Source organism: Saccharicrinis sp. 156 (genome assembly GCF_050589685.1).
In the GTDB taxonomy this organism is placed as follows: domain Bacteria; phylum Bacteroidota; class Bacteroidia; order Bacteroidales; family Marinilabiliaceae; genus Saccharicrinis.
In genome coordinates, this window is the sequence record NZ_JBNGOS010000047.1 from 1 (window position 1) to 16838 (window position 16838).

12 protein-coding genes are annotated in these 16838 nt (G+C 38.5%); 5 read left to right on the top strand and 7 right to left on the bottom strand.

Annotated features, from left to right (window positions below; genetic code table 11):
* Positions 1 to 460: 460 nt before the first annotated feature.
* The 6 genes from ACRD64_RS21880 to accC all read right to left on the bottom strand — a co-directional run bounded on the left by ACRD64_RS21880 (position 461) and on the right by accC (position 9002).
* Positions 461 to 2578 carry a polysaccharide lyase family 8 super-sandwich domain-containing protein gene (locus ACRD64_RS21880; RefSeq protein WP_430936098.1) on the bottom strand — a complete coding sequence of 706 codons (2118 nt, stop codon included), beginning with the start codon at positions 2576 to 2578 and terminating at the stop codon, positions 461 to 463.
* Between the two features lie 178 nt (positions 2579 to 2756).
* Positions 2757 to 3434 (bottom strand): haloacid dehalogenase type II, encoded by a 678-nt coding sequence (locus ACRD64_RS21885; protein ID WP_430936100.1) that lies wholly within the window; start codon positions 3432 to 3434, stop codon positions 2757 to 2759.
* Between the two features lie 870 nt (positions 3435 to 4304).
* Positions 4305 to 5267 (bottom strand): transaldolase, encoded by a 963-nt coding sequence (tal, locus tag ACRD64_RS21890; protein WP_430936102.1) that lies wholly within the window; start codon positions 5265 to 5267, stop codon positions 4305 to 4307.
* A 33-nt stretch (positions 5268 to 5300) separates the two neighbouring features.
* Positions 5301 to 6836, bottom strand: coding sequence for an acyl-CoA carboxylase subunit beta (locus tag ACRD64_RS21895; RefSeq protein ID WP_430936104.1), 1536 nt, complete (start codon positions 6834 to 6836; stop codon positions 5301 to 5303).
* Positions 6837 to 6882: 46 nt separating this feature from the next.
* Positions 6883 to 7401 carry a biotin/lipoyl-containing protein gene (locus ACRD64_RS21900; RefSeq protein WP_430936106.1) on the bottom strand — a complete coding sequence of 173 codons (519 nt, stop codon included), beginning with the start codon at positions 7399 to 7401 and terminating at the stop codon, positions 6883 to 6885.
* Between the two features lie 95 nt (positions 7402 to 7496).
* Complete coding sequence (gene accC, locus ACRD64_RS21905) at positions 7497 to 9002, bottom strand: acetyl-CoA carboxylase biotin carboxylase subunit (protein ID WP_430936108.1); 1506 nt, start codon at positions 9000 to 9002, stop codon at positions 7497 to 7499.
* A 221-nt stretch (positions 9003 to 9223) separates the two neighbouring features.
* Here accC and ACRD64_RS21910 point away from each other — a divergent pair, with 221 nt between their 5' ends.
* From ACRD64_RS21910 to ACRD64_RS21920, 3 genes are all read left to right on the top strand, one after another.
* The gene (locus tag ACRD64_RS21910; protein WP_430936110.1) at positions 9224 to 9730 is read left to right on the top strand and encodes a ferritin; all 507 of its coding nucleotides are present in this window, start codon (positions 9224 to 9226) and stop codon (positions 9728 to 9730) included.
* 245 nt (positions 9731 to 9975) lie between these two features.
* Entirely contained in the window at positions 9976 to 10455 is a 480-nt protein-coding gene (locus ACRD64_RS21915) for a PaaI family thioesterase (RefSeq protein WP_430936112.1), read from the top strand.
* A 6-nt stretch (positions 10456 to 10461) separates the two neighbouring features.
* A complete protein-coding gene (locus ACRD64_RS21920) occupies positions 10462 to 11745 on the top strand; it encodes a voltage-gated chloride channel family protein (protein WP_430936114.1) in 1284 nt (427 codons plus the stop codon).
* A 104-nt stretch (positions 11746 to 11849) separates the two neighbouring features.
* On the opposite strand, the gene ACRD64_RS21925 is transcribed toward ACRD64_RS21920, so the two are convergent.
* On the bottom strand, positions 11850 to 12425 hold the full coding sequence (locus ACRD64_RS21925; RefSeq protein WP_430936116.1) for a hypothetical protein: 576 nt from the start codon (positions 12423 to 12425) through the stop codon (positions 11850 to 11852).
* A 1108-nt stretch (positions 12426 to 13533) separates the two neighbouring features.
* On the opposite strand from ACRD64_RS21925, the gene ACRD64_RS21930 reads away from it, so the two are divergent.
* Both ACRD64_RS21930 and ACRD64_RS21935 read left to right on the top strand, forming a co-directional pair.
* Positions 13534 to 14811, top strand: a complete 1278-nt coding sequence (locus ACRD64_RS21930; RefSeq protein ID WP_430936118.1) for a carbohydrate porin — start codon at positions 13534 to 13536, stop codon at positions 14809 to 14811.
* A 172-nt stretch (positions 14812 to 14983) separates the two neighbouring features.
* Positions 14984 to 16834 carry a T9SS type A sorting domain-containing protein gene (locus ACRD64_RS21935; RefSeq protein WP_430936120.1) on the top strand — a complete coding sequence of 617 codons (1851 nt, stop codon included), beginning with the start codon at positions 14984 to 14986 and terminating at the stop codon, positions 16832 to 16834.
* Positions 16835 to 16838: the final 4 nt, after the last annotated feature.

Here is a 16838-nt window from a genome sequence, read left to right on the forward strand (position 1 = left end):
AGTGGGAGAGTAGGTCGCCGCCCATCTTTGACAAGAGGACAGTTTTCGAAAGAGGACTGTCCTTTTTGCGTTAATCGTGTTTTTTCCAGGAACACCAAGGCGATGTCAGGACCCCAGACCCCGAGGGATGAAGGGGGATCACGCACAAAGTTTGGGTCTGTTAAAAAATATTGTTTATTTAGCTGTTAAATAGAAACAGGAAAATAAATTGAAAGAAGGACTATCACAGGAGCTACTAGCTCTATTTCTCCCAGAAGGTATACTAGATTATTTCGAAATAGTATCGTACGAAAAGAGTTCAAGTGGCAAAAAGATCTGCGATTCAAAAGCTGGTCCGTTCACCGAATGAAAAAGATATCATCCCCGAGGAGTACAAAAATATATCCCAGTAAAGCCTGTCGTTTCAAAGAAGGCAGGTGCCTTAATGAGTATCAATTGACAAATAATTTGGGTGAAAAAATTATTTTGTAATTAACATTACAGAGCTTTTCTTTCCTTTTTCATAGCTATTTTCCGGAGGTGTGATATCAAAAAATGTAACATCACCCGCAATATTAGAACGCTGAGCACCTTTCAACCGGTACTTGCCGGTAATTCCAAAAGAAAGTATTTTCAGCTGTTGCGTGGGGTCTACCGCTTCTATTGTCCATCCATCATTGTATTTATTCAAACATAATAAACAAGGGGACTTTATAATTAGCTTTTGCTGATTTCCAATTTCGACTTCGCAGGGCTCAAAAGCGCTTATGGCAAGTGTTTTACCTTGATTAAAGCTTAGAGCGTGAACTTCGTTTTTATGAGCTATATTCGCACCCAATCGATTCTTAATAACTTCTTTAACCTCCTTTGCAGAAATCCCCACAACACAAACATACCCATATTTTCCATTATTTGGTTTCTCGCCATGATTCACTTCGAGATCAAAAATATCTTTAGAAATCAAACTATCGGTATGCCATGTCAGTATCCTTTTCCAGGTGCCGGATTGTACGTCCTGTCTGACATTTAATTGTTGATCACATAAGCTCACGTAAGCTATGCTATCGTGCCATACAGATGTGATTCTGCCTTTATTTTTAGAAACTACAACATCACCATTTTTATAGCATTGATTAATGGTAGTTACCACATCAAAGTTTCGGTTGGTACTAATGGCTGATCCTAAGGCATAAACCTTGTTGCCAATAAAAAAATAGGATTTATTCGCCTGTAGGCTATCTCGGCGGTATTTGAAAGCAGTGATGCCCACATCCTTACTTTTTAAACCTCCGGCAAAATAAGATCCGTTTTTATATCCCGACCAAGTTAAAACAGGGAGTTTGGCTGTATCCTGCACTGTAGTGGTTCCGGGTAGTTTTTTCCAATTCCACACGGGATAAATTTCATGGTATTCATCACCCCGGCGATAGATAAGGTTGGTCCCATCACCTAAATAATATCCCAGTTGATTTTCGCCATTGCCGGCTTCGGCTCCGATTATTCGTTGTGACGACATCCGGACCGCAGAAAAAAACGAACCTGTTCGATACAGACTGTAATCAGAATTTCGAAAATGAATGTACTCTCTGGGAGCAGCGTATGGATTGTCTTGGGTGTCAAATTTGTTAAATACTTTCTCCAGTTTTTTGTAAATTTCATACTTGGCCATTGGGCCACGATACTTTTTGCCGTTTACCATCTCGGGAAAAATCTGGCGTCCCGTTGCTAAAGTCTCGTATTTTCCTTTGTATACCACTTTTTGCTGGCCTTCGAACATTAGTTTTCGCATCAGGTCCACTTTTTCCGAAGAAAAAGCAATGTCCGTATTGTTGAAAATGAACATCCACTTAATCATATCTTCTGCAAAATGCAATCCATAGTTTCCAAACTGAGGTTGAGGGCCGTGTTGATGAAATGAATAGTCAGGCTGAATACCCTCTTGATAGGGCTTTGAAAGAACCAGAACGGACTTAATGGTATCGGCTGCGGCGGTTACCAAACTGTCGTTACCACGCACTAATTCACGCATTAAAACATTTCCACTAAGCCATATCTTATTTTGTCCCGTCATGCGGATTTTAGATTTATCCATTACTTCTAACGATTTGGTCATTGTGGAATCAGGAATGATAGATTCGCAAATGATGAGCGTTGGTCCAATGTTTTGGGGGACACCTATTTCCTGTTGCCACCAGTTGTGGCTATAAAAATGGTTGTAACTCCAATAGTTTAATCCGCCAACAATTGATTCAGCTATTTCATCCAATTTGTAATACTTACTGTTTGTATTTTCATATGCTGTGGCCAGCGTAATCAGTCGATTCAGATGTTCTCGTGGCTTCCAGTTGCTTCTGCGGTGCATATTATAATCAATATCGCTAAAAGAAAAATCATTATTCATACTTTCAAGTACGTTTTGTACCTCTATGTCGCTAACCGACTCAAGCAAATAAAAATCTCTTAAATTTTGTTTCAGTTTAACCCAATTGCCTGCATAAATAAGTTGACTGGAGAAAATTAATGCGATAATTAAAACATGCTTAAGAATTCTCATGAGGGATAATCGTTTCTGTTGTTTTAAGTTGTCTATGTTCAACATTTCTGTATTATTTAATTACTGGCGGAGTGATATGAATATACGTTGACGGTTTTGTTGATGAAAGTTTGGTGTTTGATTGCGATTTTCAACCGAACCGTTACCTAGTTCGAACGGACGGCAAACATTCATGTATTGGCGTTTATCCGCCATTACAATATACAAATTGATGGCAATAGTTTTAATCCTTCGTCTCTAATCTTAGTGATAATTCAGTAAGTTCATTAATTATTAGTGTTGGTTCAATTCCCCAGGGGTCAAAGATTGAGTCTTTAGTCCGTCGAATCCAAGCTGAATACATTCCAAATGAAACTGCTCCAATCACATCAAAAGGATTGCTTGATATTAACCATGAATTCGTTTTTGTGGAACTTGTTTCCTTATTGAAATGCGCATATACCAAAGGATTGGGCTTAAAGGACTGCACGTTTTCAACACTTACAATACCATCAAATAAGTCAACAATCCGGGCAGTTGTTAACAATTTTCGCACTGCCTTTTCACTTCCATTCGAAAATGCAAATAATCGATGTCCGGATTCTTTTAGATTTTTCAATGCAGCCTTTACATCAGGAAAGGCGGGTAAGATGGTATACTCATCCATTAAAGCTTCTTTCTGTTTTTTATTCAGATCAATCCCGTACATCTGGCAGCAGTATTCCAATGAATCCTTGGTGCATATTGAAAAGTCAGTGTATTTATCCATTAATCCGCGTCTAAAAGAATATTCTAACTGTTTATTTCTCCAGTCATCCATAAAGGGTTTTGCATGCGCTCCAATCATGCTTTTTAAAGAGTCATAAACTCCAGATGTATTTATTAATGTACCGTAAACATCGAATGCCAAGGTGTATTTCATGCTATATAATTTGTTGTTTAGATTATCCTCAAAAGGATTTTGACTTTGTCAAATGTAATTGAATCAAGAATCCCGATGTAAGCTTCGCCATAACGCTAATGTTTATGCCAGATGGTTGGATGGTTTATCTAACAAAAAACAATTTTCTATTTGTTTTATTAAGCGTTTAGTCCAAATATAGAAGAAATTAACCCAACGCCGACTAATAATAGTCTTAGATAATCAAATTTGACCCATTTATTAACCAGTTATTTCAATTAGATTGGATCAAATCATTCATTGGTACATAAACCATAATTGTGAATAAAAATGCAATTATATTTACAAGAGTGCATGTGAGAATCAGTAACCTTGTTGTTTTACTTTCTCTCCAAACCGATAGTAGTGCCCATTAGTTTACTATGAAAACGCTTACCATAAATGGAAGAAAATATGCCTTAGGAGTAGTTTATCAGTAAAAATCCCTATAGTTTGAGATGTTACCAATTTCACCGTATTTCTAATTTGGCACATTAGCCACTACGTCAAAACGATGCCGTGCTCAAAAGAAACAAAAAAGGATTATCCCTGCCCAAATTAATACTTTTGAAGTACCTTAAATAATGATGTATTTAACTGTTACCTAAGTTTTATTTGTTCATTAATGACACAGGTTTTTACAATCAAAGTATCAGGCATACACCATTTTAAATTGAGCTTACTAAGGATACACTTATCATGGATGGAGGAAAATATACTTTAGGTGTCGTATTCCAATAAGTAAGCGTTTAGAGATGTACCCGATATATAACAAAATATAATGGCACCTTTATATCATATATTTGCGCTTGGGATTGCATTTGTTGCTCCAAAAAAACCAATTTCACCGTATTAATTGTCTAGCAATTTCATCAGCACACTTTCAAGTTTAATTATATCGGCACTAAAGCTTCTGATACCTTGGGCAAGTTTCTCGGTGGCCATAGCATCCTCATTCAGCATCCACCTAAATCTTTTTTCATCTATATCTATCCTTTTAATCTCCTTTCGTCGAGCGGCAGAAGCAGACAGTTTTTTATCTATTTTTTTCGATGAATTTTCAAGTTCGCCAAGTAAAGCAGGTGAAATCGTTAAAAGGTCGCAACCTGCCAGTTCCAATATCTCTCCCGTATTTCGGAAGCTGGCACCCATTATTTCCGTGTCATATCCAAACTTTTTGTAATAGTTGTAGATTTCAGTAACGGAATGCACCCCGGGATCATCTATGGGATCGATATGGTCTACGCCCCGTTCTTTTTTGTGCCAATCACAAATACGACCAACGAAGGGCGATATAAGCTGAACCCCTGCTTCGGCGCAAGCTATGGCCTGAGCCAGGTTAAACAATAGGGTGAGATTGCCGTGTATTCCCTCTTTTTCCAACACTTTGGCAGCCTTTATGCCTTCCCACGTCGAGGCAATTTTAACAAGTATTTTACTGCGGTCGATACCTGCATTTTCATACAGGGTGATGATTTCCCGAGCTTTAGATATGATGCCGTTTGTGTCAAAGCTTAGCCTTGCATCCACTTCCGTGGAAACCCTGCCCGGAACTATTTTTAATATTTCCAGTCCAAAGTTCACCGCCACTTTATCTAGGGCAAACCCAAGTTGCATTTCAATAATATCCGTTTTTGTTTTGGCATATTCCAATGCATCAAGTATTAAAGGCTTGTATTGGGGAATAAGTGCAGCCCTTAAAATAAGCGAAGGGTTTGTTGTTGCGTCAATGGGTTTAAAAGATTTCATGGATTCAAAATCTCCCGTATCGGCAACAACTTTTGTAAACTGTTTTAATTGATCCAGCGTGTTCATAAAAAACCTTTAGTCTTACTATAAATTTAAGAATTATAAAGGCATATTTCCATGTTTTTTTGCAGGATTTGTTTCGCTTTTGTTCTGTGTCATATCTAAGGCTTGAATCACCTTTATTCTGGTTTCACGTGGCATAATTATTTCATCGAGATACCCTAATTCGGCTGCCCTGTATGGATTGGCGAAGTTGTCTCTGTAATCGTCGACTCTTTTAACACGTTCTTGCGGATCCTCGTTCCTAAAAATAATATTAACGGCTCCCTCGGGTCCCATAACGGCTATTTCGGCAGTGGGGTAGGCCAGGTTGATATCGGCCATTAAATGTTTGCTGGCCATCACATCGTATGCGCCACCATATGCTTTTCGTGTGATTACGGTTATTTTCGGCACAGAAGCCTCAGCATACGCATAAAGCAACTTGGCACCATGTTTGATAATACCCCCATATTCCTGGGTAGTTCCTGGCAAAAATCCGGGAACATCAACAAAGGTCACCAAAGGAATATTAAACGAATCGCAGAACCTGACAAACCGTGCTGCCTTAATGCTTGAATTGATATCCAATACGCCAGCCAAAAATGCGGGTTGATTGGCCACTATTCCAACCGAACGGCCGTTGAACCTGGCAAATCCTGTAATCATATTTTTGGCATATTGCGGCATCACCTCCAGAAAGTGCTTGTTGTCAACAACGGTACGAATTAAATCCAGCATATTGTAGGGCTTGTTCGGATCTGCGGGAACCAATTCCTGAAGGGACTCATCTTTACGGTCTATTTTATCACCTGTAGGGATGATGGGCGTTTCTTCCATGTTGTTAGACGGCAGAAAACTAAGTAGTTCCCGTATCATCATAAGCGTATGTTCGTCATTATCGCCTAAAAAATGAGCCACGCCGCTTTTAGAGTTGTGTGTAACCGCTCCTCCAAGTTCCTCCTTGCTGACCTCTTCGTGCGTAACGGTTTTAATTACTTCGGGCCCTGTAACAAACATATAGCTGCTGTCTTGCACCATGAATATAAAGTCGGTTAAAGCCGGGGAGTACACAGCCCCACCGGCACATGGTCCCATGATAGCTGAAATTTGCGGAATAACACCAGACGCTTTTACGTTCAAATAGAATATGTCGCCATAACCTGCCAGGCTTTGAACGCCCTCTTGAATGCGTGCACCGCCGGAATCGTTCAGTCCAATTACTGGGGCGCCCATTTTAAGTGCAAGCTTATGTACTTTTATTATTTTACTGGCATTGGTTATACTCAATGAGCCTCCAAAAACAGTGAAATCCTGTGCAAAAACATAAACCAAACGTCCATCGACTTTGCCATATCCCGTTACCACTCCATCGCCCGGTATAACTTGTTTCTGCATATCGAAATTATGGCAGGAATGGGTGATCATCTTATCCAACTCAACAAAGGTGTTGGGGTCAAGAAAAAGGTTAATCCTTTCCCTCGCCGACAGCTTGCCTGCACTATGTTGTTTGTCAATTCGTTTTTGTCCTCCACCAATCTCTGCTTCCTTATTTTTGTCCTCGTAAATTTTATACTTTTCGTTTAATGATTGCATATGATTAACTTAAAGGTTTTTTAATAGATTTGAATTAAGGGGGATATCATTTTGTGTGCGGATCAATTTCGACCAGGGGCACACCGCCGTCAATGGTATCCCCTTCGGAAACATGGATTTTTGATACGATGCCCGAAATGGGTGCTTTGTATTCGCTTTCCATTTTCATGGCAGAAACGATAAGGGCCGTTTGGCCTTCTTCAATAAGATCACCTTCTTCAACGAGAATTTTTACGATTCTTCCCGGCATAGGGGATTCAATGATCTGATCGTTACTTTTGAGACCATTGGACTGGCTTGTTTTATAACGGGTAACTGGATCGATAACATCCACAGAAAAATGGTCGGTTCGCGTATTTACTTTATATTGGTTTGGATTGTCTCCTTCAATCATTTCCAGGTTAACGGATTGACCTTTGTATAATACGGAATATACGGATGATTCGACTTGCATCACATCTAAATGATATTCTTTGCCATCTATTTTAACATGATAAGCACTGCCATTTTGTTGAAGTACTTCTATCTTTGCTTTTCTATCGTTTATTTTTAGTTCTAAAGGCATGATACATTTATTTTAATTTTAAATAGCTGAATGGAACTCCAGAAAAATACTATCATGTTAATTTGCGAATTAATTATCTGCTCCGGCCATGCCGGTTAAAATCTTAACATATTCCTTTTCTTTCCAAATTCCTTCCAGGGCGAACGTTTGTTAGTAACGTTATCCTGAACCTTTGTTTGTTGTTTCTTCATAAAATCCAGATAGGTTACAAACATGGCAATGTCCTGGCACTCCAGTTCGCAAGGCTCGTCAATCTCAAGATATTCTTCGTTTTTTTCGATAAAATGCGTATTGTATTTTCCGTTTTTAAAATCAGGTGTGTCCATGATTTTCTCCAGAAACGGGATAGAGGTCTTTACCCCGGTTATCTTATATTCATACAATGCTCTTTTCATTCTGTCTATGGCTTCTTTCCTGGTTTTTGCCCAAATAATCAATTTTGATATCATGGGGTCATAGTAGATTGGAATTTCGTAACCCTTGTACACATATCCGTCTGTTCTGACTCCCAGGCCATGAGGTTCACTTATGTGCTTGATCAAACCGGGATTGGGCATGAAATTATTTTGCGGATCTTCGGCATAAATCCGGCATTCGATGGAATGGCCGTGCATGATAAGATCATTTTGTTGATAGCTCAAAGTTTTGCCGTCGGCAATGTTTATTTGTTCCTTAACGATATCTATGCCGGTAACCCTTTCAGTAATCGGGTGCTCAACTTGCAGGCGGGTGTTCATCTCCAGAAAGTAGAAATTGTGCTTGTCATCTACCAAAAACTCGATGGTGCCGGCGCCTATATAATTAACCGATTGTGCAGCTTTAATGGCATATTGTCCCATAGTTTCCCTCAGTTCAGGGGTCATATGGGGCGATGGGGTTTCCTCTACTACTTTTTGATGGCGCCGTTGGACGGAGCACTCCCGTTCGAAAAGGTGAATCGTGTTGCCATGTTGATCAGCCAATATCTGGAATTCGATGTGATGCGGTGACTCGATGTATTTCTCGATATAAACAGTGTCGTCGCCAAAGGCCGATAAGGCTTCCGATTTTGCCATGTTGTAGGATGAATCCAGGTCGGCTTTATTTTTAACCAGCCTCATACCTTTTCCCCCACCCCCTGCAGAAGCTTTTATCATTAGCGGATATCCTATTTCGTTGGCAACGGAATGAAGTTCCTCCATTGAACCGAGCGATTTTTTTGTTCCCGGTACAACCGGAACACCGGAACTCTCCATCAACTTTCGGGCAGTAACCTTATCGCCCATGGCAGATATGGCGTCGGGGTTTGGGCCAATGAACAAAATGTCGTTTTCCACAATTTTTCTGGCAAATTCGGCATTCTCGGATAAAAAACCGTAGCCGGGATGAATAGCATCTACCTGAGCTTTTAATGCTACATGTATAATGGTATCCATTTTTAAGTAACTCTCGTTTGATGGAGAAGGACCAATACAGTAGGCCTCATCTGCATATCGTACATGCATGGATGTTCGGTCAGCTTCGGAGAAAACTGCCACAGATAAGATTCCCATTTCGCGACAGGAACGCATGATGCGCACCGCTATTTCGCCTCTGTTTGCAACAAGGATTTTTTTTATCATCAATTTTCACTTAACAACTGCATAAGATATGAACTTATTTCGAGAATTAAATACTTGTGTGTCTTTTATTTATTTGGGGATGATTAAAAAAAACAGCTTTAATGGGTTGTGTAGAAGTATTCTAAATAACTAACAGTAAAGCGAAAAAACATACTTTTTTATCCGAATTATTATAATTTTGACCATAGGAAAGAAAATAATAATAGATAAAAAATAGGATTATGTTGAAAAAACCGGTAGAAGATATTTTGGTAAGACAAATCGAAAGGGAGGCGTACTCGTCTAATTTATATTTGTCAATGGCCTCATGGGCTGAAACAAACGGATTTGGTGGAGTTTCGGAATGGATGTATGCCCAGGCCGAAGAAGAAAAGATTCACCTATTAAAATTTATGAAATACGTTAACGAAAGAGGTGGGAAAGCTGTAATTCCTGCAGTAGAACAACCACCTGCAGAATTTGCCAATGTGGAGGAGATTTTTGAGCAGACCTTAGGACATGAGCGGTTTGTGAGCGAAAGCATTAACGAAATTGTTGGCGTTTGTTTGGATGAAAAAGATTTTACGACACACAACTGGATACAATGGTTTGTAAACGAGCAAATTGAGGAGGAAGCTTCTGTTACGAATATCATCGATAAACTGAAGTTGTTAAACGGACAGAATCTTTATTTATTTGATCGCGACGTGGTGGGCATGAGAGGTGCTATACCTGGAAGTCAGCAGTAGTTCAGTCTACGTTCAGTATTTGGTAGCCCATAGTCCGGTCAAAAGTCAATAGTAACTATTTTTAATTACCGTAACTATTGTTTTATGATCATTGGTTTATGCTAATAAGGGCGTAAGGCGAAGAATAGATAGTTTCTTGGATGTATTGAAACGTAAGCTAACAAATAAAACAAAAGGCCGGAAGGGAGTTATTCTTTTCCGGCGTTTTTGTTCATTGTAATGTAAAAACCACTAATTTTGGGCGCATGAGAAAGATTATCAATCCGTTTGTAAATAGCAAACAGCACGATTATAAGTGTTTTGGTTGCTCTCCCCTAAATAATATTGGGTTACAATTAGAGTTTTGGGAAGATGGGGAAGAGGTGGTATGTAAGTGGATTCCCGGGAAACAGTTTGAGGGTTATAGGAATGTGGTGCATGGCGGAATTCAAGCTACCCTGCACGATGAAGTGGCCAGTTGGGCAGTGTATACGCAATGCAAGACTGCAGGTGTAACTTCCAACCTGAATGTACGATACAAGAATCCGCTTATGATAAAGGATGATGAAATTACCATACGAGCCCGAGTTGAAAGCGTGAACCGACGATTGGCTGTTTTTGAAACAACTATTGAGGATAGTCAGGGTAAGGTTTGTTCCATAGGGAAAGTAACCTATTTTCTTTTTCCTAAGGATATAGCCAAAGACAAATATCAATATCCCGGTGAGAATGCTTTTTACGAATAATCTATTATGAGTCTTAAAAAACGGCTAAAACAAAATATTCCCCAAGGTTTTATCCCTTCTCTGGTGTATTTGGGCAAGTGGATTTTGCTTTGTGGAATAGTGGGTTTGCTGGCAGGTTCTGCTTCGGCCATTTTTTTAATTGCATTGGAATGGGCTACCAACTTGCGTGAAAGTAATTTCTGGATTATTGCTTTTTTACCATTGGGAGGATTGGTAATTGGTCTGGTTTACCATTATTTCGGACAATCGGTGGTAAAAGGAAACAACCAGATATTGGAAGAGTTTCATAGTCCTAAAAAAATTATTCCGTTAAAGATGGCGCCCCTTGTATTATTGAGTACCGTGGTAACCCACCTTTTCGGAGGTTCAGCAGGGCGGGAGGGGACGGCCATACAAATGGGAGGTGCCATTGCCGACCAGTTTACAAAGATTTTTAAATTAAAGCCCGAGAATAGGAAAATATTATTGGTGACCGGAGTAAGTGCAGGTTTTGCATCTATTTTTGGAACACCATTGGCGGGAGCCGTATTTGCCCTTGAAGTATTTGTGGTGGGCAGGATGCGTTACGATGCCATTATCCCCAGTTTTTTAGCTGCCGTGTTTGCTAATGAGGCAGCCCATCTATGGCCTATTCATCATACATATTACGAAATTCCTTTTGTCCCTGATTTATGGGCGCCACAATTGTTGTGGGCTCTGTTGGCTGGCGTGAGTTTTGGTTTGGCCGGAATGCTTTTTTCCAATGCGACACATTATTGGGGAGCCTTCTTTAAAAAGATATTGAAGTACCCTCCTTTAAGACCAGTCGCAGGTGGCGTTGTTATTGCAGTTGCGGTATGGTTAATTGGCTCAACACGATGGATAGGTTTAGGTGTGCCTGTCATTTTGGAATCCTTTGAACAGCAGTTGCCATTTACCGATTTTCTACTCAAAATTTTGTTTACCTCATTTACTTTAGGAGCCGGATTTAAAGGTGGGGAAGTTACTCCGCTCTTTTTTACTGGCGCTACCTTAGGGAGCGCGCTTTCGTTGTTTATCCCTTTGCCGGTTGCTCTTTTGGCAGGAATGGGTTTTGTAGCGGTGTTTTCCGGTGCTACTAACACTCCTATTGCCTGTACTTTAATGGGAATTGAGTTGTTTGGTTCTGAGGCAGGTGTGTTTATTGGGATAGCATGTGCCACGGCTTATTTGTTTTCGGGACATACAGGCATTTATGGAGAGCAGGTTATTGGGAGTCCTAAAAACTTCTTGTTTGGTTCGCACAAAGGAAAGAAATTGAATCAATTGTAAAGTAAAAGCAGTAATTGTATGGGTATCAATTACTGCTTTGGGACAATATATTGCATTATATAGGAATTGAGCTTTGTATTTTGAGAACCAAATAATAAAGCAGGTTATTTTAATGCTAAAATTTGTTCTGCACATACAAAGGCATCAATGTTGGTCATCCAACTTTCTATAGCAAGCTCCGGTTCGTTTTCATCGATGATGAAAGCATATTCATTTGTCATCCAGTATTCTAGTGCCAACCCGGTTTCAATTTCAACCTCAAAAGCATCAACGTCCATCATCCATTCTTCAAGGGCTAACGCTGGTTCGCTTAATTCTGACCTATAAGCTTCCATATTTGTCATCCACAATTCAACTGTAAGTTCGGGTTCCATTGTTTCGGGAATATAAGTATTCACATCAGTCATCCAGGATTCTATAGCTAAGGCAGGTGCCTTATTATCGTTTTCTACAAAAGTTTCGAGATTTAACATCCAACCTTCAACTTCTAATGTTTCTTCAAAATCGTTTTCGTATAATGAGCTGATTAGGTATTCAAAATTGGAAGTGATCACAGGTTTAACTGGCATAGGTTCCATTCTTGATAATCCGGATGCCCATACAGTGGTTGACAAAACCATAAAAGAAAGTGCAAGAGCAAAAGTGTTTCTGATTCGGGTTTCTACATTTAAAGTTCTCATGGTGCTTATATTTTTAGTTTTTTTAAATCACGTTTTGAGTTATTTCAATAGGTGTGCCAATGTTTGTATATTACATTCAATCAGAGTTATAAAATAGATATTGTACATACTGGAATGACCTTAAGTTGTACGGCTTTGAAACAACAGGGTGTACGAAATTGAACACAAAAGAATTTGGTTCAAACAGAATCTTTATAAAATTAGGTTATCACACCGGCAGAGTCTAATATAGCTTGTTGCCTAGCAAGATATAGATTAAAGCCTATTAATTAAAGCGATTCTGTTTAATAATAGTAACTTATTCATTAAACTTTGTTCAAGTGTTTTATGATCTCAAAACATTAATCATGGACAAACGAAGGGTTCATTTCCACCATAAGTGTTTTAGCGAAGATTACATAGTGTTTTAAGGCTGTCCGATGTGGGTTTGATTAACAACCGTTTAGTTTGCCGGATTCTACATTAGAACTTCGTTATGAACATGGGAAGGGCAATAAAACGAGGCATTGCATCGTTCCGGTGAGATAAAGTGAAGTGACGAAGTGCCTTGTTTAGAGGTAGTTTCAGTGTTTAATGGATTTTATAATTCATACTTACGGATTTAAACCACATTATACAATTCGGAATACATATATATCGTGTGAATGCTGTGAATAAAATAATACAAAAATCATTATTCGGTTTCATCATATTGGCAATTGGAAAATAACTGGATATTGCATCAGAAATAGAAATATGTGGTGGAAATGGTGTTTAAAAGTAAATTCCCTGACAGTTTGATGAAGGGTGCTGATAGTTTGCTTATTATGGTTACATTTATAGGTGACGATTTGAGTGAGTGATCCGGCTCTGTTCCGCGTGACAAATACTGGGTCTGAAATTGGTAACAGAAAAAAATTATTAAGTAAAGTGTGGTTTATATAATGAAGTAAGAATTGACGTATAAAATCCGAAAACAAAGACTCAAGTAAACAGATGTAGAGAGCTGAAAGATAACTTTTTATGAACCTGTTAATTCCATTGAAGTAAACTTGCAAATTCTATCGGATATAAATAAAATTAAGGATAGAATAAGATAAATACATTTGAAAGTTAAAATTATAATGAGATGAAAAATATTTTGTTATTTATAGTTTTGATTATACCAGTTTGGCTGAATGCTCAAGGAACTGATACAACTCTCACCAAGAAAGTTCATTATTTAGAAATACAATTAGATTCTTTACAGAGAACTATTGTTGCAATGGACAAGGAAATGCAGGACATAAAACAAAGTATCTTTGATGGGAATTCAGGTATTGACCGGGTATTAGCTGTTATTGGAGTAAAAGATGTTGAATCCGCGAGCTTCGAAACACGTTCCCGTTACAAAAGAATAGATGACCTTTTAAAGGTAATAGAACAGCGCCCCGGACAGTTGATGTTTAATGGAAACATAACAGCAATCAACCAATTTTCCTTAGATAAAAAGGTGAAAGAATCATATGGAACAGGGTCATTTGATATTTTTGTAACCACATTTATCAGAAAAGGAGCCTTGTTATTTGTTGATTTGGAGGCTGTTGGTGGAAATGGGCCTGATGTTTTATATCCAACATTCTCTGGTTTAAATGGTGATGCAGGCTCTACTCAATCTCCGGATAGTATCGACCGACTAAATGTATTGGAAGTGTGGGGGGAATTTACCCTGTTTAAAGAAATCATCACGGTTACCATTGGCAAAATTGATATTACTAATTATTTTGACATTAATGCCTCTGCTAATGATGAAACGATGCAATTTATTACGGGCTCTTTTATCAACAATTCATCGTTTGCTGTACCGTCAAATTCACCAGGAATTCGTTTAAGAACAACCATTTTAAATCGATATCGTATTCAGTTTGGCTTATCAAGTCGGGACAATGCAGGAGATAAGCTTTTTCATGATTTATACAAGATTGCAAGTCTTGGGTGGACATTTGCACCGGGGACCGGATTTGAGTCCAATATACGCATGTATGGTTATCAGGTACCCGGCACCGACGAAGATTGTGGTTTTGGCGTAAGCTTTGACAAAGTGTTTTATGATAAGTATAATATTTTTGGGCGTTATGGATTAAATCAAGATTCTCTGGCAAATGATTGGGGTGTAAAATCATCATGGAGTGCTGGATTCAGGTTTGTGCAAACTTTAAAAAAGCAACCATTGGCGGTAGGTATTGCGTATGGAGAAAATTATCCAGCCGAAAAGACACTGCAAAATGAAAAGTTAACCGAGCTTTATATTAGACTGCAATTGAATAATTGGGTTAGCATATCGCCGCATTTTCAGTACGTATGGAACCGTCACGGAACAAATAATGAATTAAATGTTCTCGGGTTTCGAACAAATTTTAACTTCTAATATTACGAGTAGTAATAAAGTAGCAATATGGACAGACTGTCGTTGGCGGTACTTGTATTTTCCCTCACCCACAGCATAAGAAAATTGATAGTGAATAAATAGGAATCTGAATTAGAATATGCTAAATTTATTTGGCGAAATTACACGCAGGGATAGGTTTAATGCTTAAAATATGAAAAAAAGATCTTTTATTTTAGGTTTGCTTGCATTGGTGGTATGCAGTTTTATTTATATGATGAGTAGTTTGCCCTCAGAAACTTCTACTTTATTTTCCGGTTCCGGAAATTGTGTCTTATGCCATTCCGGTTCAGATGGGGTATTGATAAATTCTGTTGGGAGAGATGTTTCTCCAATATATCATTGGCAGTCGAGTATGATGGGCAATTCAGCTAAAGACCCTTATTGGCTGGCAAAAGTGAGTTCTGAGGTTGAAGAAAATCCGCATTTAAAAGAGATGATAGAGGACAAATGTGCTACTTGTCATGCACCTATGGGTAGAACGGAAGCCATTTATAATGGGCAAACGTATTATAGTCTTATTGAAGTTTTGTCAGACCCTTTAAGTCAGGATGGGGTGAGTTGTACGCTTTGTCATCAAATCGAACCTGATAATTTATCTTCCGAAGAAAGCTTTTCTGGTAATTTTATTGTTGAGCCTTTAAAAAATATTTTTGGCCCTTATGAAAACCCATTTACCGTATCGATGGTAAATATTGCAGGGTATACACCTGTGCATGGGGTACATATTGAGTCTTCGGCACTGTGTGCCACATGTCATACACTGTTTACTCCATACGTTGACCAAGATGGTAATGTGGCGGGCTATTTTCCAGAGCAAATGCCGTATTACGAATGGTTGAACAGTACTTATCCGGAACAAGGTTTGTCCTGTCAGAAATGCCATATGCCACGTGTAGATGAAGATTTTACAATTTCCTCCTTGCCTCCAAATTTGCAAAACAAACGCAATCCGGTTTTTGAACATCATTTTGTAGGCGGCAATACAGTAGTTAATTCAATGCTGAAAAATAACTATGCTGAGCTGGGAATAAACAGCGCAGTTCCGAATCTCGATACCACCGCTTATTATGCCCTGAAGAACTTGAAGGAAAACACCGTCGAACTTAATGCCAATGCTGCTTCTGTCGATAATATGGTGTCGGTAAATATAGAATTGAGGAATAAAACAGGGCATAAATTACCTACCGGATTTCCGAGCAGACGCATGTGGATTCATTTTATAGCAAAGGATAATCAAGGAGAGATTATTTTTGAATCGGGTAAATATGATAGTCAGGGTAATATTCTTACGCAAGCAGGTTTTGAAGAGCATCATGATACAATTTCCAACGAAGATAATGTTCAGGTTTACGAAGCAGTTTTAGGAAATGCCCAGGATGAAGTTACAACTGTTTTACTGGAGTCTTCACAGTATTTAAAAGACAACAGAATACCGCCTGTTGGATTCAATACAGATCAACCATACTACAACCTTATTGCCATTACGGGTAAGGCTAATGATGATGTCAATTTTAATAAAAGTGAAGATGGGGTTGAAGGTTCCGGTTATGATCGAATTACGTACCTGTTTCCTTTTTCCGGAAGTACGTTAAACTTTAGCATAGAAGTATGTTATCAAAGTATCAAGCCCAATTTTGTAAGTCATTTATCTGAGTCCACAACCGATGAGTCAAATCGTTTCAACCGAATGTTTAATGATGATAATTTGCCAAAAGTAGAAGTTATTTCGTTTTTAGAAGAACAGGTATTGTTTACCAGTATTAAAAATATTGAATCATTAGCGTGGGAGATTTATCCAAACCCTTCAAATGACGAGGTGTTTTTAAATGGAAAATTCGATTGGCCAGTAAGTTATTTCATATACGCATTAAACGGAAAACTTATTTCGAGCGGAAAAATTGATCATCCATTAATTTCTTTTCAAAATCTAATGAATGGTACATATATCTTAAAACTAGAATCAGGACAACTTAAAAAATCTTTCAAAATGGTTTGTTATTAACGGT

Coding starts and splice junctions, on each gene's coding strand:
- ACRD64_RS21880 (WP_430936098.1), bottom strand. CDS start 2,578: ATGTTGAACATAGACAACTTAAAACAACAGAAACGATTATCCCTCATG.
- ACRD64_RS21885 (WP_430936100.1), bottom strand. CDS start 3,434: ATGAAATACACCTTGGCATTCGATGTTTACGGTACATTAATAAATACA.
- tal (WP_430936102.1), bottom strand. CDS start 5,267: ATGAACACGCTGGATCAATTAAAACAGTTTACAAAAGTTGTTGCCGAT.
- ACRD64_RS21895 (WP_430936104.1), bottom strand. CDS start 6,836: ATGCAATCATTAAACGAAAAGTATAAAATTTACGAGGACAAAAATAAG.
- ACRD64_RS21900 (WP_430936106.1), bottom strand. CDS start 7,401: ATGCCTTTAGAACTAAAAATAAACGATAGAAAAGCAAAGATAGAAGTA.
- accC (WP_430936108.1), bottom strand. CDS start 9,002: ATGATAAAAAAAATCCTTGTTGCAAACAGAGGCGAAATAGCGGTGCGC.
- ACRD64_RS21910 (WP_430936110.1), top strand. CDS start 9,224: ATGTTGAAAAAACCGGTAGAAGATATTTTGGTAAGACAAATCGAAAGG.
- ACRD64_RS21915 (WP_430936112.1), top strand. CDS start 9,976: ATGAGAAAGATTATCAATCCGTTTGTAAATAGCAAACAGCACGATTAT.
- ACRD64_RS21920 (WP_430936114.1), top strand. CDS start 10,462: ATGAGTCTTAAAAAACGGCTAAAACAAAATATTCCCCAAGGTTTTATC.
- ACRD64_RS21925 (WP_430936116.1), bottom strand. CDS start 12,425: ATGAGAACTTTAAATGTAGAAACCCGAATCAGAAACACTTTTGCTCTT.
- ACRD64_RS21930 (WP_430936118.1), top strand. CDS start 13,534: ATGAAAAATATTTTGTTATTTATAGTTTTGATTATACCAGTTTGGCTG.
- ACRD64_RS21935 (WP_430936120.1), top strand. CDS start 14,984: ATGAAAAAAAGATCTTTTATTTTAGGTTTGCTTGCATTGGTGGTATGC.